Annotated in this window: 22 protein-coding genes; 9 read left to right on the forward strand and 13 right to left on the reverse strand. The window is 56.5% G+C overall.

Annotated elements, in window-relative coordinates:
• Positions 1 to 97: 97 nt before the first annotated feature.
• From lnt to miaB, 5 genes are all read right to left on the reverse strand, one after another.
• Entirely contained in the window at positions 98 to 1630 is a 1533-nt protein-coding gene (gene lnt / locus ACO05M_RS09500; protein ID WP_421861847.1) for an apolipoprotein N-acyltransferase, read from the reverse strand.
• 68 nt (positions 1631 to 1698) lie between these two features.
• A complete protein-coding gene (locus ACO05M_RS09505; protein ID WP_421861849.1) occupies positions 1699 to 2553 on the reverse strand; it encodes an HlyC/CorC family transporter in 855 nt (284 codons plus the stop codon).
• Positions 2554 to 2621: 68 nt separating this feature from the next.
• Complete coding sequence (gene ybeY / locus ACO05M_RS09510) at positions 2622 to 3077, reverse strand: rRNA maturation RNase YbeY (protein WP_114693696.1); 456 nt, start codon at positions 3075 to 3077, stop codon at positions 2622 to 2624.
• Entirely contained in the window at positions 3074 to 4045 is a 972-nt protein-coding gene (locus ACO05M_RS09515) for a PhoH family protein (protein WP_421861851.1), read from the reverse strand. The genes ybeY and ACO05M_RS09515 overlap by 4 nt, the downstream gene beginning before the upstream one ends.
• 105 nt (positions 4046 to 4150) lie before the next feature.
• Positions 4151 to 5512 carry a tRNA (N6-isopentenyl adenosine(37)-C2)-methylthiotransferase MiaB gene (gene miaB / locus ACO05M_RS09520; protein ID WP_421861853.1) on the reverse strand — a complete coding sequence of 454 codons (1362 nt, stop codon included), beginning with the start codon at positions 5510 to 5512 and terminating at the stop codon, positions 4151 to 4153.
• Positions 5513 to 5699: 187 nt separating this feature from the next.
• Here miaB and ACO05M_RS09525 point away from each other — a divergent pair, with 187 nt between their 5' ends.
• Together ACO05M_RS09525 and ptsP are read left to right on the forward strand one after the other, a co-directional pair.
• Positions 5700 to 6023: a DUF1820 family protein gene (locus ACO05M_RS09525; protein ID WP_421861855.1), complete on the forward strand. Its 324-nt coding sequence runs from the start codon at positions 5700 to 5702 to the stop codon at positions 6021 to 6023.
• A 108-nt stretch (positions 6024 to 6131) separates the two neighbouring features.
• Positions 6132 to 8411 (forward strand): phosphoenolpyruvate--protein phosphotransferase, encoded by a 2280-nt coding sequence (ptsP, locus tag ACO05M_RS09530; protein ID WP_421861857.1) that lies wholly within the window; start codon positions 6132 to 6134, stop codon positions 8409 to 8411.
• 91 nt (positions 8412 to 8502) lie between these two features.
• Here ptsP and ald read toward each other — a convergent pair whose 3' ends face one another.
• Positions 8503 to 9618: an alanine dehydrogenase gene (ald, locus tag ACO05M_RS09535; protein WP_421861859.1), complete on the reverse strand. Its 1116-nt coding sequence runs from the start codon at positions 9616 to 9618 to the stop codon at positions 8503 to 8505.
• Between the two features lie 335 nt (positions 9619 to 9953).
• Here ald and dinB point away from each other — a divergent pair, with 335 nt between their 5' ends.
• From dinB to ACO05M_RS09550, 3 genes are all read left to right on the forward strand, one after another.
• A complete protein-coding gene (dinB, locus tag ACO05M_RS09540; protein ID WP_421861861.1) occupies positions 9954 to 11027 on the forward strand; it encodes a DNA polymerase IV in 1074 nt (357 codons plus the stop codon).
• Between the two features lie 122 nt (positions 11028 to 11149).
• A complete protein-coding gene (locus tag ACO05M_RS09545) occupies positions 11150 to 12025 on the forward strand; it encodes an alpha/beta fold hydrolase (protein ID WP_421861863.1) in 876 nt (291 codons plus the stop codon).
• 53 nt (positions 12026 to 12078) lie between these two features.
• On the forward strand, positions 12079 to 13071 hold the full coding sequence (locus tag ACO05M_RS09550; protein ID WP_421861865.1) for a hypothetical protein: 993 nt from the start codon (positions 12079 to 12081) through the stop codon (positions 13069 to 13071).
• 30 nt (positions 13072 to 13101) lie between these two features.
• Here the strand turns inward: ACO05M_RS09550 and ACO05M_RS09555 are convergent, their stop codons facing one another.
• Positions 13102 to 13815 carry a hypothetical protein gene (locus ACO05M_RS09555; RefSeq protein WP_421861867.1) on the reverse strand — a complete coding sequence of 238 codons (714 nt, stop codon included), beginning with the start codon at positions 13813 to 13815 and terminating at the stop codon, positions 13102 to 13104.
• 110 nt (positions 13816 to 13925) lie between these two features.
• Positions 13926 to 14657, reverse strand: coding sequence for a glutathione peroxidase (locus tag ACO05M_RS09560; RefSeq protein WP_421861868.1), 732 nt, complete (start codon positions 14655 to 14657; stop codon positions 13926 to 13928).
• A gap of 120 nt (positions 14658 to 14777) precedes the next feature.
• On the opposite strand from ACO05M_RS09560, the gene pdxH reads away from it, so the two are divergent.
• Entirely contained in the window at positions 14778 to 15434 is a 657-nt protein-coding gene (pdxH, locus tag ACO05M_RS09565) for a pyridoxamine 5'-phosphate oxidase (protein ID WP_421861870.1), read from the forward strand.
• A gap of 98 nt (positions 15435 to 15532) precedes the next feature.
• On the opposite strand, the gene ACO05M_RS09570 is transcribed toward pdxH, so the two are convergent.
• The 4 genes from ACO05M_RS09570 to ACO05M_RS09585 form a co-directional block, all read right to left on the reverse strand.
• The gene (locus tag ACO05M_RS09570) at positions 15533 to 15895 is read right to left on the reverse strand and encodes a rhodanese-like domain-containing protein (protein WP_421861872.1); all 363 of its coding nucleotides are present in this window, start codon (positions 15893 to 15895) and stop codon (positions 15533 to 15535) included.
• A 267-nt stretch (positions 15896 to 16162) separates the two neighbouring features.
• Entirely contained in the window at positions 16163 to 16372 is a 210-nt protein-coding gene (locus ACO05M_RS09575; protein ID WP_114694871.1) for a cold-shock protein, read from the reverse strand.
• Positions 16373 to 16625: 253 nt separating this feature from the next.
• Positions 16626 to 17231, reverse strand: a complete 606-nt coding sequence (mobA, locus tag ACO05M_RS09580) for a molybdenum cofactor guanylyltransferase MobA (protein WP_421861874.1) — start codon at positions 17229 to 17231, stop codon at positions 16626 to 16628.
• A 97-nt stretch (positions 17232 to 17328) separates the two neighbouring features.
• Positions 17329 to 18384 (reverse strand): response regulator, encoded by a 1056-nt coding sequence (locus ACO05M_RS09585; protein WP_421861876.1) that lies wholly within the window; start codon positions 18382 to 18384, stop codon positions 17329 to 17331.
• Positions 18385 to 18614: 230 nt separating this feature from the next.
• Here ACO05M_RS09585 and ACO05M_RS09590 point away from each other — a divergent pair, with 230 nt between their 5' ends.
• On the forward strand, positions 18615 to 20921 hold the full coding sequence (locus ACO05M_RS09590) for an ATP-binding protein (RefSeq protein ID WP_421861878.1): 2307 nt from the start codon (positions 18615 to 18617) through the stop codon (positions 20919 to 20921).
• 424 nt (positions 20922 to 21345) lie between these two features.
• Entirely contained in the window at positions 21346 to 22122 is a 777-nt protein-coding gene (gene nudC / locus ACO05M_RS09595) for an NAD(+) diphosphatase (RefSeq protein WP_421861880.1), read from the forward strand.
• A 29-nt stretch (positions 22123 to 22151) separates the two neighbouring features.
• Here the strand turns inward: nudC and ACO05M_RS09600 are convergent, their stop codons facing one another.
• A complete protein-coding gene (locus tag ACO05M_RS09600) occupies positions 22152 to 22466 on the reverse strand; it encodes an SCP2 sterol-binding domain-containing protein (RefSeq protein WP_421861882.1) in 315 nt (104 codons plus the stop codon).
• 274 nt (positions 22467 to 22740) lie between these two features.
• On the opposite strand from ACO05M_RS09600, the gene sohB reads away from it, so the two are divergent.
• Complete coding sequence (gene sohB / locus ACO05M_RS09605) at positions 22741 to 23805, forward strand: protease SohB (protein ID WP_421861884.1); 1065 nt, start codon at positions 22741 to 22743, stop codon at positions 23803 to 23805.
• Positions 23806 to 23818: the final 13 nt, after the last annotated feature.

Genomic DNA, 23818 nt, shown 5'->3' on the forward strand with positions numbered 1-23818 from the left:
ATTTGGTCAGTAGATCCCACCGCAAGCGTGGCTAAAACAGGAAAAAATTTGGTTAGATGACCTCGATTCAGAAAGAGTTTTGAAGCCGCGGGAGGGCTCAGACGGCGTCTTTAGAGTGGGGCTTTGGCAGAGGAGTCCTGAATTGGAGGAGTCCCAACAGCAGCAGGCAAAGCACCAGAACCGGGGTCGACCCCAGGCGGGTAAAGGGGGTGAGGCCAATCATCGGTTCGGCGGTTAGCTGAAGCACGTCGACAACAAATTGTGGACCTTGAAAGAGCAGTTCGCCCTGGGGGCTGACCAGTGCGGAGATGCCGTTGTTGGTAGCCCGTAGCAGGTAGCGTCCGTTTTCCAATGCGCGCATTCTGGCCATCTGCAGGTGCTGGTGGGGCGCCAGGCTGTCGCCGAACCAGCTGTCGTTGCTGATGGTTAACAACAGTTGGGATTGTTTGGCACCTGAGGCGATCAGGTCCGGATAGACGATCTCATAGCAGATCGAAGCCGATAGCTTGATGGTTGTGTCAGGTTGAGCCAGTTGCAGGGCCGGTTGCTGCTCCGGTCCCAGCGAGAAACTCGACATCGGCAGGTCGAAGAAGTCGATCAGGCCCCGCAGCCACTTCTCCAGAGGCACATATTCACCGAAAGGCACCAGTCGTTGCTTGTGATAAAGCCCGTCGGCACTGCCCAGTGCCATGATCGAATTATGGAATCTGGGTGGCGTATTGGGTTCGAGGGCCGAGCGGTAGGGAATGCCGCTGATTAATCCGGTTCTGCTGCGGCTAAGCTGGGCATCAAACCCTTGCAAGCGCGCCCGGGCTTGATGGTAAAGCAACGGGATGGCGGTTTCCGGCCAGATAATCAGGTCGGCTTTGTCGGTACCTTCCTCCAGTAACGGCTCGCTTAAAGAAAGGTAGTGATCGATGATCGAATCGCGGTAATCGGGATGCCATTTCAGCTCTTGGGGAATATTGCCCTGTACCAGCGCGACGCGAATCGGAGCCGTGGGGGCGGATTGGGTCCAGCTGTGTTGTTGCAGCAGCGCTCCGAGTGCAAAAGGTAGCAGGCTCAGCCCCAGACGCAGCAGGCTTTGCCGACCCGGATAGCTAACGATCAGGTAGAGGGCGGCAGCCAGCAGGGCGCTGAAGCCGCTGAGGCCATAGACCCCGGTTAGAGGCGCCCAACCGGCAAGCCAGTTATCGATACCGGCATAGCCCAGCAGCAGCCAGGGGAATCCGGTCAGAAACCAGCTGCGAAACCACTCGGCAAGCACCCAGAGTGCGCCAAAGCCGAGCCATATGCTCCAGGGGGAACGGTTGATCAGACGTCGGTGCAGATAACCATGGAGACTGAAAAACAGCGCCATCGCCATCACAAAGGCAGCGGTAAGAGAGCCGGCCAGCCAGGGCGGTGCGTTACCGAACTGGTTGATGCTGACGTAGACCCAGGATACGCCTACTCCGAAAAAACCGACCCCGTACAGCCAGCCGATCCATGCCGCTTGGCGCGGTTTCGGGCTAGCCTGCAGGCAGGCCAGCAGCAGTGCGCAAGAGAGAATGCTCAGCGGCCAGATCTCGAACGGCGCAAAACCCAAGGGTGCGATCGCGCCGGCCAGCAGCGCAACCAAGCCTCCCATCGGGCCGCTCAGTCGCCATTCTGGAAACCATCGAGGACGGCTGCGGTTATCCAAGCTGAATGAATCCGTCAGTTATTCGATTGCAGTCGTGAGACCTGTAAAAGCCGGATCCGCCGGTTGTCGGCGTTGAGCACCTTGAAGCGGAAGCCCTCGAAGTCTACCTGGTCGTCCCGTTGCGGCAAGTGGCCGAAGCAATGGGTGACGATACCGCCGATGGTATCGAACTCGTCGTCATTCAGGTGGGCGTTGAAGTAATCGTTGAAGTCTTCGATCTCGGTCAGGGCCTTGACGATATAGGCATTCTCCTCGATCTGCTTGATCGGGGTGTCTTCCTCTTCGGCGTCATATTCGTCTTCGATCTCGCCGACGATCTGCTCCAGCACATCCTCGATGGTGATCAGACCGGCGATGCCGCCGTACTCGTCAACGACGACTGCCATATGGCTGCGGGTGGCACGGAACTCGCCCAGCAGGGTGTTGAGGCGTTTGCTCTCCGGCACGAAAGTGGCCGGGCGAAGCAGGTCCTGAATATTGATGCTGTCGATGCTTTCGCGAAGCAGGAACGGCAGCAGATCTTTGGCCAGCAGGATGCCGATCACTTCGTCCGGCGATTCACCAATGACCGGAAAGCGCGAGTGAGAAGCATCGATCATCTCCGGGAGGAACTGCTGAGGGGTCAAGGTGGAGTCGATAACAACCATCTGTGGACGCGGAATCATGATATCGCGAACCTGCATGTCCGAGACCGCCATGGCGCCTTCGATGATGCCAAGCGCTTCGCTGTCCAGGACCTGGCTGTCTTCGGCACTTTTCAGCAGTACCAGCAGATCATCACGGTCGCGGGGTTCATCGGAGAAGGCTTGGGTGATTCTATCCAGCCAGGACTTGCCGCCCTGACCGTTGGTCGATCGATCTTCGCTCATGCAGTTGATGCCTCACTTTGCATCGTCAGTTTGCCTCGTCGAATCCCTCGGGCTTCTGCCCGCGGGGGTCACTGGGGCGCGTAGGGGTCTTCGATTCCCAAGGCGGCCAGTAGTTCGGTTTCCAGCGGCTCCATCTCGGCGGCCTGTTCATCACTGATATGGTCGTAACCGAGCAGGTGCAGAATACCGTGGATCAACATATGTGCCCAGTGGTGCGACAGCGCTTTGTGCTGCTCATCGGCTTCCCGTGCGACCACGGGAGCACAGATCACCAGATCACCGAGCAAGTCTAATTCGATTCCGGGCGGCGCTTCAAAAGGGAAGGATAAGACATTGGTCGGCTTGTCCTTGCCGCGATATTCACGGTTCAGTTGCTGGCTCTCCGTTTCGTCGACGATACGAATGGTCAGCTCCGCCTGCTCTCGGCGCCCCTTGAGTGCGTGCTCGGCCCATTGCTGGAACTGTTCGTCAGACGGCAATCCAGCCGCATCGCTGGCCAGTTGCAGATCCAATTCGATGCTCAAGATTCGGTCTCGCTCTGGTGCTTGTCGTAGGCACGGACGATCCGCTGCACCAGCGGGTGGCGAACCACGTCCTTGGCCTGAAACTGGGTGAAGCCGATGCCGTCGACATTGTCGAGCACCCGCATGGCGTGCTTGAGGCCCGATTCGGTGCCGCGCGGCAGGTCGATCTGGGTGATATCACCGGTGATTACTGCGCTGGAGCCGAAGCCGATCCGGGTCAGGAACATCTTCATCTGCTCGCGGGTAGTGTTCTGGCTCTCATCCAGGATCACGAAAGCATGGTTGAGGGTTCGGCCGCGCATATAAGCCAGCGGGGCGACTTCGATGACGTTGCGTTCGATCAGCCGGGTGACGGTGTCAAACCCGAGCATCTCGTAGAGTGCATCGTAGAGCGGGCGCAGGTAGGGATCGATCTTCTGGGACAGGTCGCCCGGTAGAAACCCAAGCTTCTCGCCCGCCTCGACCGCCGGACGAACCAGCAGGATACGCCGGACCTCGTCGCGTTCCAACGCATCGACGGCGCAGGCTACGGCCAGAAAGGTCTTACCGGTACCGGCCGGGCCGATGCCGAAGTTGATGTCCAGCTCGCGGATGCTGCGCACGTAACTGTTTTGGTTTTCCCCGCGGGGCTTGATCAGCGCCTTGCGGGTTTTGATCTGAACCTGGTCCCGGGCTTTAGCCGCGGCCTTGGTTTCCAGATCGGCCTGCTGCAGCGACAGGTGCACCAGATCCGGGGTCAGCTGGGTGCCTTTGCCGGCTTCACGATAGAGGTCGCGCAGCACTTCAGTGACGGCCTGGGTGGTCAGGTGGTCGCCGATCAATTGGAAGTCGTTGCCGCGGTTGCGGATCTGGATGCCCAGGCGCTGCTCGATCAGTTTCAGGTGTTCGTCGAGCTGGCCGCAGAGGTTGGCCAGGTCGGAAGGGTTGTCCGGTTCGAGGGTGAAGCGGACGGCGGTATCGGTAGTCAAGGGGGTTACTGACCTCAGGTTGCTCCAGGCTGCCGCCGGCACGGCGGCAGCCGGTGAATTAATGACAGATCGTTAATTAAGTATGATCCAAAAGCAGTACGGCAGTTATGAATTCTGATCCAGTTCGCTGCTGATCAGCTCACCGGCCAGGCTGTTCGGGAACGCCTGTAGAATCCGAACGGTCGCAAAGTGACCGATCAATTCCGGATCGTCGCATTGGAAGTTGACCACCCGGTTGTTCTCGGTGCGTCCCTGCAGCTTACCCGGATCGCGCTTGGAGAAGCCGCTGACCAGAATCCGCTGCTCGGTATCGACCATCGCGGTGGAGATGTCCATCGCCTGGGAGACAATCCGGCGCTGCAGAATCTGCAGGCGCTGCTTTTTGGTCTCCTCGTCGGTATCGTCGGGGAGCTCCGCCGCTGGTGTGCCGGGACGCGGGCTGTAGATAAAGCTGAACGAGTTGTCGAAGCCGATCTCATGGATCAGATTCATGGTGGCCTCGAAGTCCGCCTCGGTCTCACCCGGGAAGCCGATAATAAAGTCGGACGACAGAGAGATATCCGGCCGTGCCTTACGCAGACGGCGAATCTTGGATTTGTACTCCAGCGCGGTGTGGCCTCGCTTCATCGCCATCAGAATTCGGTCTGAACCGCTTTGTACCGGCAGGTGGACATGGCTGACCAGCTCCGGAATCTCGGCGAAGGCCTGGATCAGACTATCGCTGAACTCGACCGGGTGGGAGGTGGTGAAGCGGATTCGATCAATACCATCGATGGCGGCGACGTAGCCGATCAGTTCGGCCAGGTCGACATTTTCAATTCCGACGCCGTCGATATCGCCCTGACCCCGATAGGCGTTGACATTCTGGCCCAGCAGGTTGATCTCGCGAACGCCCTGTTCGGCCAGTTGCTCGACCTCAAGCAGGATGTCACCGACCGGACGGCTGACCTCTTCGCCGCGGGTGTAGGGGACGACACAGAAGGTGCAGTATTTACTACAGCCTTCCATCACCGAGACATAGGCTTCGACCCCTTCGACGGTGGGGGCGGGCAGACGATCGAATTTTTCGATCTCGGGGAAGCTGACATCGACATGACCGCTCTTGCCCTGGGCGGTCAGGTCAACCATCTCGGGCACCCGGTGTAAGGTCTGGGGGCCGAAAACCATATCGACGTAGGGGGCGCGTTCGCGGATGGCGGCACCTTCCTGGCTGGCGACGCAGCCGCCGACACCGATCATTACTTCGGGGCGATCCTGCTTCAGTTTTTTCCAGCGGCCCAGCTGATGGAACACCTTCTCCTGCGCCTTTTCACGGATCGAGCAGGTGTTGAGCAGCAGCACGTCGGCTTCGTCGGGGTTCTCGGTGAGTTCCATCTCATGGCTCTCGCCCAGCAGGTCGGAGATCCGTGACGAGTCGTACTCGTTCATCTGACAACCGTGGGTTTTGATATACAGCTTTTTGGCCATGAAGGTAGTACCTTTAAACAATACGCCGGGCGGACTCGTGAATAGGTTTTGCGGACCGACCCGGTGGTGAACACAAAACGCGCAATTATACCGCCTTGCTTAGGTGGATCGCCAGCGTTGAACTCCCTTGCATTCGCTGCCGATTATCCCTATTTTTGCCGCCGATCAAGTTTGCCGGATTGTGGTGATGAAGGAATCCAGTGCTATCTACCGTGTCCTGTTTGTCAACCAGGATGAATTATTCGAAGTTTACGCCCGCCAGGTCTATCAGGCCGATATGTACGGCTTTATCGAAATTGAAGAGTTTGTGTTCGGTAGTCGTTCGCAGATGCTGGTTGATCCCGGTGAGGAGCGGCTCAAGAGCCTGTTTGGCGATGTACGCCGCAGCTTTATTCCGATGCATGCGATCGTGCGTATCGATGAGGTCGAGAAAGAGGGGGTCAGTAAGGTCAGCGAGGCCAAAGGCCAGGTCACCCCTTTTCCGGTCGCTCCCGGTCCCCGTAAGGAATAATCCCCTCTCTTAGTCCTGATCTCCTGCGTTAGCGCCGATTTCAGCCTTTATTTTTCGCCAACGATCGTCGAAGATGAAGGTTTATCGAAGCTGATGCAGGAGTGCTACATGCCCAGCCTTGCCCGGATGCAGCGGATTGTTCAAGACGTTAATACGGCCGCTTCCCTCGACGAAAAATTGCGGATGATCTCATCCCAGGTCAAAGAGGTGATGGGGGTCGATGTCTGCAGTATCTATCTGTTCGATACGGATCAGTCCGAGCTGGTGTTGATGCACACCCTGGGGTTGGACGCTTCCTGCGTCGGTACCATCCGAATGCCGTTGGGAGATGGCCTGGTGGGGATGGTCGGTGAACAGCAGCAGCTGCTCAATATCGAAGACGCACCCAAGCATCCCCAGTTTCACTACTTCCCCCAGGCGCAGGAAGAGGCTTTTCATGCGTTTCTGGGCGCGCCGGTCATCCACTATCGCAAGCTGGTTGGGGTGCTGGTCGTACAACAGCAAGCCACGCGCCGATTCGACGATGAAGATGAAGCCTTCCTGGTCACCATCGCGGCCCACCTATCCGGAACCCTCAAGGATGCGATCAACAGTGGCAAGATTGCCGAGCTGATCAAAACCAGTAAGAAAAGTAACAGCTTCGTCAACGGCATTATCGGCTCTACCGGTATCGGTATCGGCCGCCTGGTGGCCGCCGGCAGTACCCTGAGTTTCAAGGATGTCGAGGATATCTGTGCGCTGGATCCGGCCGCCGAACAGGAGCGTTTTGGACATGCCGTCAAGCTGGTGCACGAAGAGCTGGACAAGGGGCATGAGCAGATGGCCGGTACACCCGGCGATGTGCAGGCGATCTTTGATGCCTATCGGCTGATTCTTGACTCGGCCGACCTGCAGGATGCGATCCGACAGCGAATCAGTGACGGCGCCGATGCGGCGGCGGCCTTGAAGGTGGTGATTGAAGAACACGCCGCCATTTTCGAAGCGATGGAAGATCCCTATTTCAAGGCCAGAAGTGAAGATATTCGCAGCATCGGTCTGCGATTATTGAAGTACTTGATGGAGCCGGATGCCGAAACGATCAGCTATGACCAGCCGATCGTGCTGGTCGGAAATGTGGTCGGGGTCTCCGATATTGCCGAAGTTCCCCGCGACAAGCTGGTCGGTATCATCTGCCAGCAGGGCTCGGCCCTGTCCCATACGGCGATACTGGCCAGTGCCCTGGGTATTCCGGCGGTGATGGGGGTGGGTGAGCTGCCGCTGCGACGGCTGACCGGTAAGTCCGCGATTGTCGATGGTTATCAAGGACGAGTGCATTTTCAGCCATCTTCTGCGCTGCGTGCCGAATTTACCCGCCTGGCTCGACGAGATAATGAGTTCGACCGCTCGCTGGAAAAGCTGAAGGAGTTGCCGGCGGAAACCCTGGACCAGCATCGGGTGACGCTGATGGTCAACACCGGGTTGTTGTCGGATATTTCGCCGGGGCTGGAGAAAGGGGCTGAGGGGGTCGGGCTTTACCGCACCGAGATTCCATTCATTATCCATGACAGCTTCCCCACCGAAGAGGAACAGTTCCGCATCTATCGTAAGGTGTTGAAGGCTTTCCACCCGCGGCCGGTGACGATGCGAACGCTGGATATCGGTGGTGACAAACCGCTGCCGTACTTTCCGGTGGAAGAGGATAATCCGTACCTGGGCTGGCGCGGGATCCGTTTTACCCTCGATCATCCGGAGATCTTCCTCGGTCAGATTCGGGCGATGCTGCGGGCCAACGAAGGCCTGGGTAACCTGAAGATCCTGCTGCCGATGGTCAGTTCGGTGGATGAGGTGGACAGTTTCTTCGAGCTGCTTCGCAAGGCCTTTAAAGGGTTGCAGACCGAGGGGGTGGTGGTTGAGAAACCACCGGTCGGGATCATGGTTGAGGTGCCTTCGACTCTGTTCCTGCTCGACTATATGGCCTGGCGGTTGGACTTTATCTCCATCGGTACCAACGACCTGACCCAGTATCTGTTGGCGGTGGATCGCAACAATCAGAGCGTTGCCAATCTGTTCTCCCGGCTGCATCCGAGCGTGGTTCGAGCGCTCAACTATGTCACCGAGCAGGCTTACAAGCATGGTTTGGAGGTGAGTCTGTGTGGCGAGCTGGCTGCTGATCCGGCGGCTGTGTTGCTGTTAATGGGAATGGGGGTGAAGTCGTTTAGTATGAATGCCCACAGTTTGCCGCGTATCAAGCACGTGGTGCGCTCGGTGACCCACGAGCAATCGATCGGGCTGGTAGAGAATGCTTTGCGGATGCAGAGTGAAACCGAAATCCGCCAGATGTTGAATCGGGCGTTGGAAAATGCGGGCCTGGAGGCTCACTTGCCGCGTTCAAACCCGGTGAGGGCCTGAGTCGGCCGATAACATCTTTTGCTGCTTGATTGGGGTAACAAAAAAAGGCGCATCTTCATGCGCCTTTTTCATTACCAGCAAGGGGTGCTGATTACTCTTGCAGAGCCTGTTCGGCCGGAACGTAGTCGTAACCCAGCACATCGGCGACGGCTTTGTAGGTCACCATGCCTTTGTGAACGTTCAGACCGTTCAGCAGGTGCTTGTCGCTCAGCAGAGCCTGCTTGGGGTTCTCAGCCAGGGCCAGCGCGTACGGCAGAGTGGCGTTGTTCAGGGCCATGGTAGAGGTACGAGCTACGCCGCCAGGCATGTTGGCCACACAGTAGTGAACCACATCGTCAACCACGTAGGTCGGCTCCTGGTGAGTGGTAGCCTTGGAGGTTTCGAAGCAACCGCCTTGGTCGATCGCAACGTCGACAACAACGGCGCCTTTCTTCATGCGGCTGATGATGTCGCGAGTCAACAGCTTGGGAGCTGCTGCGCCCGGGATCAGAACCGCACCGATGACCAGGTCAGCTTCCAGCGCGTACTCTTCGATCGCATTGCCGGTGGAGTAAACGCACTTGGCGCGACCTTCGTAGTCGGCATCCAGTTGACGCAGACGCGGCAGGGAGCGGTCAAGGATGGTAACGTCAGCGCCCATACCAACAGCCATCGCGGCTGCGTTGTCACCAACAACACCACCACCGATAACCAGTACTTTAGCCGGAGCAACACCCGGTACGCCGCCCAGCAGGACGCCGCGGCCGCCTTCGGCCTTCTCGAGGTGGTGAGCACCGGCTTGGATGGACATACGGCCGGCAACTTCAGACATCGGTGCCAGCAGCGGCAGGCCGCCGCGCTCGTCGGTTACGGTTTCGTAGGCAACACAGGTTGCGCCGGACTTAACCAGCAGCTCGGTCTGCTTGGGGTCTGGAGCCAGGTGCAGGTAGGTGTAAAGCAGCTGGCCTTCACGCAGCATTTCGCACTCTTGCGGCTGGGGCTCTTTAACTTTGACGATCATCTCAGCGCGCTCGAATACTTCGGCGGCAGTTTCGACGATCTCAGCACCTGCGGCAACGTACTCCTCGTTGGAGAAGTCGATACCGGCACCGGCGTTGGTTTCAACAATGACCTGATGGCCACGGTTGATCAGCTCCTGAACGGAAGCCGGAGTCAGGCCAACACGGTATTCGTGGTTTTTTATTTCTTTAGGTACACCGATCAGCATGTTGTTTATCCTCTGGTATGTCTTGCGTAGTTATGTTGCGTGATCAGGAGAAATTCTAGGATAAAAGCTTCGATAGATAGTCTCGAAGTTTTGTTTTTTTCGACAAAAAATGCTGTTTTTTTACAGATGTGCCAGTTGTATAAATTGGTGCAATGCAGAAATAGCAATAATATGTTCTATATTTTAGGTGGTGTTTTGGGGCCACTTTACCCCCTCAAATGGGGCCAGCAAGTTGTTACTACAGCCCTTTGAGGGTCAGGCTTCTGGTGTTTTTATCTGTATGTATGTACAGTTGTTTGAGGTCTGTTGTACCCAATTTCAGGTGTGGTTGCGCTATGCAGCGAAAAATTATTCATGCCGATTGCGACTGTTTTTTCGCCGCGGTCGAGATGCGCGATGACCCGTCGCTCGCGGCGATTCCCTTTGCCATCGGTGGCGACCCCAGTCGACGGGGAGTGATTGCAACCTGTAACTACCCGGCGAGAGAGTTTGGTGTCCGTTCGGCCATGGCCTCGGGTTTGGCGCTTAAACTCTGTCCGCAGCTACGGATCCTGCCCGGTAATATGGAGAAGTACCGCGAGGCATCGGCCCGGATCGATCAGATTTTTCGACAGTACACCGAATTGGTGGAGCCGTTGTCGCTGGACGAAGCTTTCCTGGACGTCAGTCAGAGTGAGCAGTGCGATGGTAGTGCGACCCTGATGGCAGAGCAGATTCGCCGGCAAGTCGCCGACGAGGTGGGGATCACGATCTCGGCGGGGGTGGCGCCAAATAAATTTCTGGCCAAGGTCGCCAGTGACTGGCAAAAGCCCGATGGCTTGACGGTGGTGCGCCCCGATCAAGTGGATGATTTTGTCCGCCAGCTGCCGGTTAAGAAAATCCCCGGTGTCGGCCCGGTGACAGCGGCCAAGCTTGCCGAGAAGGGGGTGGTCCTCTGTGAGGACCTGCAGCGCTACTCGCTCTTGCAACTGCAGCAGTGGATGGGGAGCATGGGCGAGCGACTCTATCAGCGCTGCCGCGGGATCGATCCGCGTGACGTTCAGCCGACTCGAGAACGCAAGAGCCTGAGTGTCGAACACACCTTCTCCACCGATCTACCCGATATTGGCACCTGTCAGGAGCCGCTGGCGGTTCTGTTTGAAAAACTGCAGCGACGGCTTGAGCGTAAGGGGCCAGACAAGCTGATTGCCGGGGTGTTGTTGAAGCTGAAGTTTTCTGATTTCACCAGCACGACAGTAGAAACCCGGATCGACAGTTGCGGTTATGATCGAATCAATCTGGCACTTTATCGGCCGTTGCTGGTTCAGGGTTTTGAGCGGGGGAAGCGCCCGGTGCGGTTGTTGGGGGTTGGTGTTCGCTTCAGTGATGAACCTGTGATGGCCGATCGGCAGTTGGCACTGCCTTTCTAACCCGCCGCCTATCGGTTTGCCGCGCAGTCTTTCGACTCCCCACAGCCTCTTTTCCTGCGGCTACCCTGTGGTATGTTTGCTATATCCATCGCCGGTCGGTCCGGCAGCAAAGGAGGGCAGCTATGCGCACCGAGAGTTTTCTGTCACTGAATCCGCAAGGATTCCACCGGGTGGTCTATCACGAGTGGGGCGCGGTCGAGAACCAGCGTGTGCTGGTCTGTGTCCATGGGCTGGCTCGCAACAGCCGTGATTTTGATGAGCTGGCGCTGGCACTGTCGAGGGACTTTCGGGTGGTCTGTCCGGATATTGTCGGTCGCGGTCAGAGCGATTGGTTGCCCCCGGGTAGCCCTTACGAATTGACTCAGTACCTCAATGACATGGTGGCGCTGCTGGCCCGGCTCAATGTAGAACGGGTGGACTGGTTGGGAACCTCGATGGGGGGCTTGATCGGAATGTTGATGGCGGCATTGCCGAATTCACCGATACAACGGCTGGTGTTGAACGATATCGGTCCGTTTATCAGCCGCTCCTGCCTTAAACGAATCGGGGATTATGTCGGCCTCGATCAGCGCTTCGGTTCGCTGGAAGCGGTCGAGAATTACCTGCGTGAGGTATATGCCGATTTTGGCCAGCTCGAGGATCGGCAATGGCAGCATCTGGCCCAGCATAGCGCGCGACAGTGTGTTGATAAGGGGCGTACCGAGGACGAAGAGCAGTGGGCGCTGCATTATGATCCGGTCATCGGCGAATACAGTCGTCAAGCGGCAGGTGACGATGTCGATCTGTGGGCGCTGTGGCAACAGATCCGTTGTCGTCAGTTGTTGATCTGGGGAGAGCGTTCCGATGTGTTGGAACGATCCACCGTGGAGCGGATGCAGCAGAACCCGAACCTGGCATTACTGAGCTACCCTGAGCTGGGGCATGCGCCTTCGTTGATGGAGCCCGAGCAGATTCAAGCGGTTATCGAATGGTTCCGTAACCATCCAGTTGATTATTGAGTCTGTTGCCGCCATCTTGAAATTATTCCTGTTAACTACCTTCGGAGTATGAAGTGACCCTGTTGACCCGTTGGCCTGAAGATCAGCTGTTTCGAGACCCGGCCGACCGCCGTCGAGCGGTCGAAGCGGTTGAAGCCGAGTTTTCCACCACCCTCAAGAGCCTCAAGGTCGATATCGGTCTGGTGGAGATGCTGGAACGTATCTATGTGCCGTTGGCTTCTTGGCTGATGGAGTTCAAGCGACGCCGGCCAGGGCCTTTGGTGATTGGGATTAACGGGGCTCAGGGTTCGGGTAAATCGACCCTGTTCAACCTTCTGGAGGTGACGCTCTCCTCCGGCTTTGGTCAGCGAGTGGTTGGTTTCTCGTTGGACGATATCTACAAAACCCGTGCAGAGCGCCAACGTCTGGCGGCGGATGTCCATCCGCTGTTGGCGACACGAGGTGTTCCCGGAACCCATGATGTCGGCTTGGGGATCGAGCTGATCGAACAGCTGCGCCTGGCCCACGGCGGAAGCGTGGTAAAAATTCCGGTGTTCGATAAGTCGATCGATGACCGCTGCCCGATGTCGGTCTGGCAGGAGTGGTTCGGTGCCGTCGATGTGGTGGTGTTGGACGGTTGGTGCCTGGGGGCCGAAGCTCAGTGTGATGCGGCCTTGATCGAGCCGGTTAACGAACTCGAAGCCAAGGAAGATCCGAACGCGATCTGGCGTAGCTATGTTAATGACCAGTTGAAGGGGCCCTATCAGCAGCTATTCGGGATGGTGGATCTGTTGGTGATGCTGAAAGTCCCCAGCATGGCGCAGGTGTTCGAGTGGCGTACGCTGCAGGAAAAAAAACTGGCCGAACGAATTCGGCATCTGCATGAGGCCGGGCAGCCCGATGGTTTGCGGATCATGAGCGAGGCGGAGATTCGCCGCTTTATCATGCATTACGAGCGCCTGACCCGGATGATGCTGGATGACATGCCGGAGCGGGCGGATGTAACGCTGTTTTTGAATGAGAATCACGCCTGCGATCAGATCCGGGTCAACAAGCCGATTCGCTAGCCGGATTGGACCCGCATCCGGGATTCAGGTTTAAAACGGGATTGGCAGGAAGGTGGTCGATGCCACGCTGTGGACGACCGTGTTGATGGTGCGGTTGTTTCGATCGGCTACGACCTTGGCCATCATATCCTGAATCAAAATCATCTTGCCGAACAGGCGTTCGAAGCTCAGATTGGCGATACCGTCCTGATAGCCGTTGCTCAGCAGCAACAACTGACCTTTATTATTACGGAAGTTGTTCAAGCGCCAGTTGGCGATCTCCAGGTTTCGGGCGCTGTTGTACAGCAGTTGCTGGTTTAATTCATCAAGCAGGAACAGTTCGGTCTTCATGCTGTAGGAGGCGTGCAGCATGCTTTTAATCCCGACCACCAGTGCGAACACCCGGTCACCGCGAAAATCAGCATCGAAGGCCAGTCGAAGGGCTGCTTCGCCGACACGGTTGTCCAGCTCGGCAAAGCGATAGTTGGGTTGCTGTCCCGGCGGTGGCAGCTTCACTTGGCGTAGCCTGGATTCGATCGTGTTGCCGGGATGTTTCTTCAGCTCACGGGGATTGCGTTTGTAGAGTTTGATCAGCAGTTGGCGGTTCAGTTGATTCAGCTCGGCCAGGTGCAGGTCGACGATCATATCGACATCGCTTTTGGCCAGGTTGCGGACATTGAAGTCGTTACAACCGACCAGCAGCAGGCTTAACCCGAGCAGCAGCATCGGTTTCAGCAGACCTTGATATAACAATCGGATAAGCATGGCCCGATTGTAGACAGGCCTGGGCGTACAGGGAAGCCTCGGCTTCGGTTGTCGAGGCTGGTTTAACGGATGCTTAGCCAGAAGAAGGGGGAGCTAAGCATCCGTGATCTTTACGCCTCCAGTTGCGTCTGCAGTTCGTCGGCCCCACCGATATGCTCACCGTTGATGAACACCTGCGGTACGGTCAAACGACCGGATACGGCTTTGAGGCCGGCGTGGTTAATGTCGCGTCCCAGTACCACCTCTTCGAATCCCAGGCCCCGCTCGCTCAGCAGTGACTTGGCGCGCAGACAGTGCCCGCAACCGGGGCGGGTGAACAGAATAATGCTGTCAGCCTCTTTCTGTTCCGGGTTGAGATACTTCATCATGGTATCTGCGTCGGAGACTTCGAAGGGGTCGCCGGGAACATCCCGTTCGATAAACATCTTCTCGATGATGCCGTCATTGACCAGCATCGAGTAGCGCCAGGAGCGTTTGCCGAAGCCCAGGTTGTTTTTATCGACCAGCATGCCGAGTCCTTCGCTGAACTCGCCGTTACCGTCGGGCAGTACTTCGATGTTGTCGGCCTTCTGGTCATCCTTCCAGGCGTTCATCACAAAGGTATCGTTGACCGACAGGCAGTAGATGGCATCAACGCCCTGTTCGGCAAATTGTTCAGCCAGCTGGTTATAACGCGGCAGGTGGCTGGAGGAGCAGGTGGGGGTAAAGGCACCGGGCAGGGCGAATACGATCACCTTCTTGCCGTTGAATAACTCCTCGCTACTGCGATCAACCCATTGATCGGCAACGCGGGTGTGAAAGATGACCTGGGGAACTCGCTGGCCTTCACTATTCTGTAACATGATGATGTCCTGTCTTGGTTATAAGATGGAATTTAGAATAGTCGGGCATCGTTGTTTAATAAAATTAAATATTTCTTAGTTGGTGATAGCTTTTAGCAATCAACAATCGATGAGGTCAATATGAATTCTGAGGATTCAAACCTGGATCTGACCCGGATCCGACGTGAGTATCTGGCTGAAAGTTTTGATGAGGGGGATCTGCTGGATCAACCCCACCAGCAGTTTCAACGTTGGTTCGAGCAGCATCGTCGGTTGGATCCCGCCAACGCCACCGCGATGGTACTGGCTACGGCTTCAGAACAGGGGCTGCCATCGGCCCGTATTGTGCTGTTGAAGCATTTCGATCAGCACGGCTTTTGCTGGTACACGGATTATCGAAGCTTGAAGGGGCAGCAGCTGGCGCAGAACCCTCAAGCCGAGCTGCTGTTTTACTGGCCAGAACTGGATCGTCAGGTACGCATCGGCGGGCATGTGGAGCGGCTGGATCGCGGTAGTGCCGAGCAATATTTTTCCGAACGACCGCGGGGTAGTCAGCTCAGTGCGGCGATCTCCCATCAAAGCTATCCGGTGGGCAATCGGCAACAGCTGGAGCAGCAAGTTGAGGCGCTGAGCCGGCAGCTGGATGGTAAAACCGTTGACTGTCCGGACCAGTGGGGCGGCTATCGCCTACGACCGGTCCGTTATGAATTTTGGCAGGGTCGGGAAAACCGGCTGCATGACCGGCTGGTATTCTGCCTGGAGCAGGGCAACTGGCAGGTTCAGCGCCTTGCGCCCTGAAACAGGAGCACGCTCGGTGCTCCCTGATGTAGCCAGTGCTCCGGCATTTCAGAGTGCCCCGATCCAGAAGATAAAGGGGTACATCAAATTGGGGGGAGCTAGCGAGGTGCCGCTTGCAGCAAATCGTTGAGACCGCCGCCATTGTGCAGAGCCTGGTAGCCGGCCTCGCTAAGCATCTTATAGGCAATTCCCGAGCGGTTGCCGCTGCGACAGTAAAGCACCACCGGCAGGTCTTTGCGGATCTCCATCTGGGTAAAGCGGGCAACGATCTCCGGATAGGGAATATGCACTGAATTCTTCAGGTGGGCCTGGGCGTATTCCTCGGTGGTACGCACGTCGATAATCAGTGCGCCCTGTTCAATCAGTTGCCAGGCTTTGACTTCGCGGCTGCTTTCGGCGTTGGCTCCGTTGCTCAGAAGAGTCAGGGCGATCAGGGGAAGTAGAAGGCGCAACAATGACATAGAAGATCCTATCGTTGAGGGGGGGCTGGAAGGTTTTGTGGTCGATCAGCAGCCCCGGGGCTTGCCGACCGATTCGGTTCGATCATGGGAAGCCCAGGCACTACAGTACACCGACGCACTACAGCACACCGACTCAATTGAAGCAGCGCTGTTACAAATCTCACCGCGATGAGTGCGATCAGTTACCTAGTGTAACCAACCTGCAGGGACTCGGAATCGACGGAGTGATCGGGAAGTTGCCCGGCAGCTAACCGGGCAAAGATAGGGTCAGAGCGAAGCGACGTCTTCGGCCTGGAGTCCTTTAGGTGTCGTGATGACGCAGTATTCGACCTGCTGACCTTCAGCCAGACTGCGATGGCCCTCACCACGGATTTGGCGGTAATGGACGAAAACGTCTTCTCCGCCGTCACGAACGATAAAGCCAAACCCTTTGGCGTCGTTAAACCACTTTACAGTGCCGGTTTCCCTCTGAGACATCATTTACACCTTGCTGTTGTACAAAATAAAGCCACTTGATCATAGTGGTTATTAGCAGGTGTGTGAAGCGATTGCAGGCAAAATATCGACTAACGAATAACAACTAACCGGTTGTTTTAAAAGAATATGCTGACTTATATCACCGGTTGATATATGTCGTTTTATCGGACGGTCTTCGGCTCGTTTTCGAGGGGGAAGTCTGTCCGAACAAGGTCGTTTTGAGAAAGGAGCGGCGCCTTAGCGGAGTGGTGCGTCATCGGGATGGTGCTTCGAGTTGGGACTGGAACTGCAGCAGTTGATCCGGAGAGTTGAGGTTGGTGAAACTGTCGGGTTGATCGCTGAAATCGACGATCGCAGGGTTCTGTTGGTGCAGCCACTGTCCCAATTTGCGTCCGCCGCTATCCAGGTAAGACTCTAAGCCTGGTTGCAGCTCTCGATGCAGCAGGTTGAAGGCGGGTTGCAGATAGCGGCCATCGTGGGCAATGGCGGCACGACACTGCTGTTGTTGAATGGCACCGCCCAGTCGTTCTGCGAGATCCAGCGGCAGTGCCGGGCTATCGCAGGGGATCACCAGCAACCAGGGAGTGGTGCAGTGTTTCAGTCCTTCGTTGATTCCGGATAGCGGGCCCTGAAAGTTTTCCAGCCGGTCCGGCAGCACCGGATAGCCGTAATTCTGATACTGTTCCAACGAGCGATTGGCGCTGATCAACAGCTGATCCACCTGAGGGCGAATCCGTTCCAGCACATGTTCGACCAGTCGTTGCTGTTGTAAGGCAACCAGCCCCTTATCGACACCGCCCATTCGCAGGCCACGCCCTCCGGCAAGAATCAAGGCGGTCAGTGGAAATTGCTCGCTCATTTTGGCCAGTCTATGGTGAATCAATCGGCAGAAAAGGATCAGGCTCGGTACTCTAGCCGAACTTAACGACAGCAGACATAACCTTCGTCAAGGCGGGTTAGACTGCCTCGTCCGGCATCGAGTCGTAGATTTCGGCAAAACGCTGATGGTGCTCTCGGAACAGGTTCAGCAATTTCGGATCGAAATGGTTCGGATCGGTTCGACCATCCCCTTGGGTGATGACTTTAACCGCTTCGAGGTGGCTGAACGCCGGTTTGTAGCGCCGCTTACTGCGTAGCGCGTCATAGACATCGGCAATGGTGACCAGACGACCGAAAATCGGCGTCTCTTCTTGATGCAGGCCGTCGTTGTAGCCCGTGCCGTCCCAGCGTTCGTGATGGGTCTTGGCGATACAGGCGGCCGTATCGATCAACTCTGTCCCGCTACCGGTCAGCATCGAGAAGCCGATATCGGTGTGGCGCTTCATGATTTCGAACTCTTCGAAACTCAGCGGCCCCTCTTTGAACAGGATATTGTCGGGGATTCCGATCTTGCCGATATCATGGAGAACGCCGGCCAGTCGGACCAGGTGTTGGGTATGCAGATCCAAACCGGCCAGTCGAGCCAGTAGCTCGGCATTGAGGCCGACCCGGACACAGTGTTCGGCAGTCTCGACATCACGGTATTGGGCTATAACCGCCAGCCGGTCGATCAATTGCTCGTCGGCTTCATCCAGGAAGCGGGCCTGTTGCAGATTGGCCACCTCCAGTTTACGCATCTTGGTTTTTTCATGATCACGCTGCTCCAGACGATCCTGAGCACCTTGAACCGCTTGCTCCAAATCGGCGCGATCGATCGGTTTGTCGAGAAACTCCCGGGCGCCCATACGCATCGCCTGAACGGCATCGTGTTTTTCGCCGTCTCCGGTCAGGACGATAAACTCGAAGTCCCGCTTGTACTTCTGCGAGGCCCGCTGCATAAACTCGAGCCCGTTGCAGTGTGGCATCCGCAGGTCCGACAGCACCAGTCGAATATCGGGATTCGAGTCCAGCACGCTGAGTGCGTCCAGACCATCGCAGGCCTGTTGGACATCGTAGCCCCAACGGCTGAGCATACGGTCCAGCAGGTTTCGGATTGACGGCTCGTCATCGACGATAAGTATGGTTTTATCCATATCGACAGCAGATTCGTTGATAACTATGGTTGGGAGGTCAGGAAGCAGATGACCGGTTTGATCGGATGGTATCAGAAGCCTTCGGCAGCGAACACCGAAAAGCACAAACAAATCAGGGCTATATTTGATGGAATCATCGGGGAAGATGTTGCCATTAAAGTTGGTTGAGCTAGTCTAGGGGCATTTCAGCCGATCATATAAGCCGCCGGAGTTGTGCGACTGTGAGTCCGATGAATCGATTATTTCCCGAGCGTATTTCCTTCAAGTTAGGGGTAGCCACCTTTGTGGTGGGGGCGGTGCTCGGTGCGCTGGCGTTACTGCTGATCACCTATTTCGATCTTCGCTCGGAAACCCACGATGTGGATGAGCAGCTCGACACCATTATGACTGTGTCGCTGCCTTCAGCACGGCGGGCCGTTCACCTGTACGATGAAGCGCTGGCCGAAGAGGTTGTGGTCGGCTTGCTTAACTACCCGTTCGTTTCTGATGTGGCAATCTACGATGAATTCGGCGCCGAGCTGGTGCGTCGACGTCAGGATGTCGATAGCAACCCGCATTTCTTGCAGCGCTGGCTGTTCGGCTCCAACGAGCTCAAGGTCAGCCGGGATATTCAGCTCCAGCATGTCACTGAAGACATTGCTCTGCAGCCCGGCCGCTTGGTGCTCCGGGTCGATCAGTCGGTGATCTATGCCCCGTTCTGGGATCGGACCCTTCGCCATCTATTACAGATTTCATTGCTGGCGGTCATGCTGTCGGTCGTGTTGATGCTGGTGTTCTATCTGATGGTGGCTAAACCGCTGTCGCAGTTTGCCGCCAGCTTCGCCCAAATCGATCCCACCAACCCCGGCGCAGGCGGGCTGGATGTGCCTTCGAGGCATCGTCGGGACGAACTGGGTCTGGTGGTACAGACCACCACCGAGCTGCTGCAGCAGATAGGTGAGCATATTGATGCCCGCGAACAGGCCGCCCAAGAGCTGCGAAATAAGGATCTCTATGTCCGACAGATCCTGAACGATAGTCCGATCGGGATTACCGTGGTCAACCGACAGCACCGTCCGGTGTTCGTTAACCGCCGAATCGTTGAGATGATGGGGGCTGGCTCGGAGCAGCAGTTGATCGAATCCGATATCTCCGACAGTTTCGTTTATCCCGAAGATGCCTCCAAGGTGTTGGCGCTGGAAGGGCTGGGCCGGGTTACCCAGGATAGTTTGCAGATGGAACGGCGCCGCCTGGATGGCAGCTCCTGGTGGTGTCTGATGGATATCAGCCGGATGGAGTTCGATGGCGAGGATGTATCGGTCAATTATCACTACGACATCACCGAACGGGTGAAGGCGGAAGAAGAGAATAAGCGGCTGGAACATCGCCTGGAGCAATCGAAACGTCTTGAGATGGTGGGGACCCTGGCCGGGGGAATCGCCCATGACTTCAATAATATTCTGACGCCGATTCTCGGCTACGCTCAGATGGCGATGGATGATCTGGCACCGGACAACCCGCTGCATGGTGATCTGCAAGAGATTGAAAAAGCGGCTAAACGCGCCAAGAAACTGATACAGCAGGTGCTGAACTTCAGTCGTAAGCGCTCCGGAACCCATTCTGAGGTGGTTCTGGAAGAGCTGATCATGGACGGTGTCAGCCTGATCCGAGCGTCGATGCCGAAGACCATCGAGTTGGACCTGCAGTTGTTGACCCCGGGTTTGAAGGTTTGGGGCGACCCCTCTCAGCTTGATCAGGTGTTGATGAACCTGCTGACCAATGCGGTCGATGCCATCGGTGAATCGCCGGGGCAACTCACCGTGGCGCTGGAAGATTATGTGGTCGACCGGGATTTTGCTGCGACCCATCCTCAGATCAAACCGGGTCTCTACGCCAAGATTGCGATCACCGACAATGGTTGTGGTATCGATCCGGCTACCCAAGAGCGGATTTTTGACCCCTTCTTTACCACCAAAGAGCCGGGTAAAGGATCCGGTATCGGGTTGGCCACCTGTCATCGGATCACGACAGATCACGAAGGCCTGGTAACGGTCTATAGCGAAGAGGGCCAGGGCTCAACCTTCAGCGTGCTGCTGCCGACCTATGATCCCAGCCAAAGACCTGAAGGCAGCCGATTAAACACCTCCGAGGCGATTGCCGCGATTCAGGCAGAGGCCCAGGGCCGCGGGCGGATCGTCTATGTTGACGACGACGATAAGAACGCCCGGTTTGCCGAGCGGCTGCTGTTCCGGCTCGGTTATGATGTCACGGTTTATACCTCGCCCCGGTACGCCCTGGAAAAAATCCGTAGCCAACCCCAGTCGTTGGATTTGCTGATCAGTGATCGTTCGATGCCGGATCTTTCCGGCTACGAACTGATCGAGCAGGTTCGCGAGCTGCGCCCGGACCTGCCGGTGATCCTGGTATCGGGCTTCACGGTTGGTGAAAATGACCAGCCGAAGGACTTGAATATTTCAGGCTTTATCAGCAAACCCTTCGAAAAAGATGAAGTGGCCGAGATGCTGGAGCGCCTGCTTAATCCCGCCGATGAGGCCTAGGTTTACGAATGCAAAACACTGTCGCGGTTGCTGCGCTGCGGCAGAGTTTTCCCCGTTATTCCGTAGCCTGAGTGATCGGCATTTGAAACGATTATCCCCAGCGTCCTGTGTATAACTGTGTGGGTTGTTTTTTGATCGCTAGACATCCTCAGCGATCGTCTATGCTATTAATCCTGAGTGTTGCGCTCAGGTTAAATAATTGTAAATCAGTAAGATAGATGCAGGGGCTTAGCTCTGGACGGTATGGATCAGCCTCTGTTTAAGGATTGTACTGTTCAAGTTTTAATCTGTGCATAAATCTTGCCAAGCTGGATCCATTTACTTGCCTTGCCCAGCAGGCGGTGACCGATACGGGTTCCGGTCTATGTTCAATAGGGCGGTTAGCAGGTTTAGCTAGCTACCGACGATTTCGAGGTGATAGACGATGTTTTGGTTGAGTTTTGTGGGAGACCGACTGCTGGTAGACGAACAGCGCTCCCCGTTACTGCGTCAACGCCCTGACCGACTGGAGCCGCTGATTGAACTCCAGGTCGGTGAATATCAAGGTGGTTCGGTCCGGCTGCTGTGCTTCGATGCCGAGTTGCCGGCCACAGGCTGGGAAGATGCCGGATTGCGTTCGCTGATGCTCGAAGCTGAGCCGGAGGTGGCCCCGTTGCTGGGCCGGGCGGCTCAACTTAACAGCTGGTATCGCAACCACCGTTTCTGCAGTCGCTGTGGCGAGCATACCCGCGCAGATTTGAGTGATTATTCAGCCCGCTGTGATCACTGCGGTTACCATCAGTATCCCAGAATTTCACCCTGCATCATTGTGTTGGTGACTCGTCCGGGTGTCGACGGCAAACCCGAACAGTGCTTGCTGGCCCATGCGGCACACTTCAAGCAGGAGCGGTACAGCACCTTGGCCGGCTTTATCGAGGCCGGTGAAACGGCTGAGCAGGCGGTGGCTCGGGAAGTAATGGAAGAGGTCGGTATCGAGGTGAAAAACATCCGCTATTGGCAGAGTCAATCCTGGCCTTTTCCCCATTCACTGATGTTGGGGTTCTATGCCGAATACGCCGGCGGTGAGATTCGGCCCGATGGGGTTGAGATACTCAAAGCGCAATGGTTCGATGCCCAAACCCTGCCGGAGCTGCCGCCGAAGCTGGCCATATCAACGACCCTGATTGAAGGCTTTTTGGCCGGTGTTCACCACCGGCTTTGAGGCTCGCCGGTGGTTCGGATTGCATCGGTTCAGCGCTTGAACAGTTTTCCCAGTTGGGTGGCCAGCATCACATTGCCTTCGGCCCGTAAGCGACCGCTCATATAGGCACTGGTGCCTCCGAGCTCGCCGCTGATGATATCGACAAAGGTTTCACCGTCCATCAACAGGGTCACGTTCGGGTCGTCATGCTCGCGCTCTTCGACCTGGCATTGCTGATCCTCAATGGTCAGGCAATAGTGAGCCTCGTCATCGATGATAAATTGAAACACCACCTCCAGCCCCTCGGCGGCTTCGGGTTGGAATTTTTTGGGAAGTTTAAACATCACTTCGCGGACGGACTGCATAGGAATTCCCATCGTGCGGTAAATAAATCGTGCGATAACACGCTGTGCATGTGAATAAAACTGCGTCGATGGTAGCAGTTCGACCGGGGTGGGCCAAACCCATCGGCGCGGGTAGATAAAAGGCGTTGGCTGATTGCAGTTGCCGAGCAGAAAAAGCTGACCGGACAGGGAGTTGTTTTTGTTACAATCGCGCCTTTAAACAATCCGCACGGGCAACCCCCGTCGATTGCGGAACCTGTCTAGGGGTTCCCGAACCGAGCTATTGGAGAGCAGGGTGCTGGAGTTTTTTTACGAATACGGTCTATTTTTGGCCAAAGCCGCCACGCTGGTGGCTGCTATTTTGGTGGTGATCGGTGCGGCGGCTCAGCTGGCGGCCCGTAACAAGCGCGATACTGAGGGCCATATCGAGGTCCATAACCTCAACGAAACCCTCGAAAATATGAGCCATGCGCTACGTGAGCAGGTGCTGGATAAGGCGTTGTACAAGCAGCAGCTAAAGCAGGAGCAGAAGCAGCGCAAAGCCGAGGACAAGCAGAAAGCGAAGCAGATCAAGAAGGGCGAAGATGTCGAAAAAGAGCACAAAAAACGTCTGTTTGTGCTCGATTTTGATGGCGACATCAAGGCTTCTGATGTGGAGCCTCTGCGCGAGGAAATCAGCTCGATACTGACCCTGGCCACCGAGCGGGATGAGGTTTTGCTCCGGCTTGAAAGTGGCGGAGGCATGGTTCATTCCTACGGTCTGGCCGCGTCTCAGCTGCAACGAATCCGAGACCGCAACATTCCGCTGGTTGTGTCGGTAGACCGGGTGGCGGCAAGCGGCGGCTATATGATGGCCTGTATCGCCGACAAATTGATTGCGGCGCCGTTTGCGATTCTGGGTTCGATCGGTGTGGTGGCTCAGATCCCTAACTTCCACCGTTTGCTGAAGAAGAATGAGATCGATGTCGAGGTGCTGACGGCCGGCGAGCACAAACGCACCCTGACCATGTTCGGCGAGAACACCGAAAAGGGTCGGCAGAAGTTTATCGAGGATCTTGAGGATACCCACGAGCTGTTTAAGGAGTTCGTGGCTGAGCACCGTCCCCAGCTCGACATGGCCGAAGTCGCCAACGGTGATGTCTGGTTCGGCCGACGAGCGTTGGAAAAGCAGCTGATCGATGAGATCTCCACCAGCGATGAATACCTGATCAACGCCTGCGAAGAGGCGGAGGTATTCCAGGTGCGCTATGTCGAGAAGAAGAGCATCAGCGATCGGCTCGGTACCATGGTCAGCGGTTCGCTGGATCGGGTGTTGCTGACCTGGTGGGAGCGACTTCAGCGCAGCCGATATTTTTCGTAAGCTACTGTATCTG

The sequence above is a fragment of the Motiliproteus sp. genome, assembly GCF_965230735.1.
Lineage (GTDB): Bacteria > Pseudomonadota > Gammaproteobacteria > Pseudomonadales > Balneatricaceae > Motiliproteus.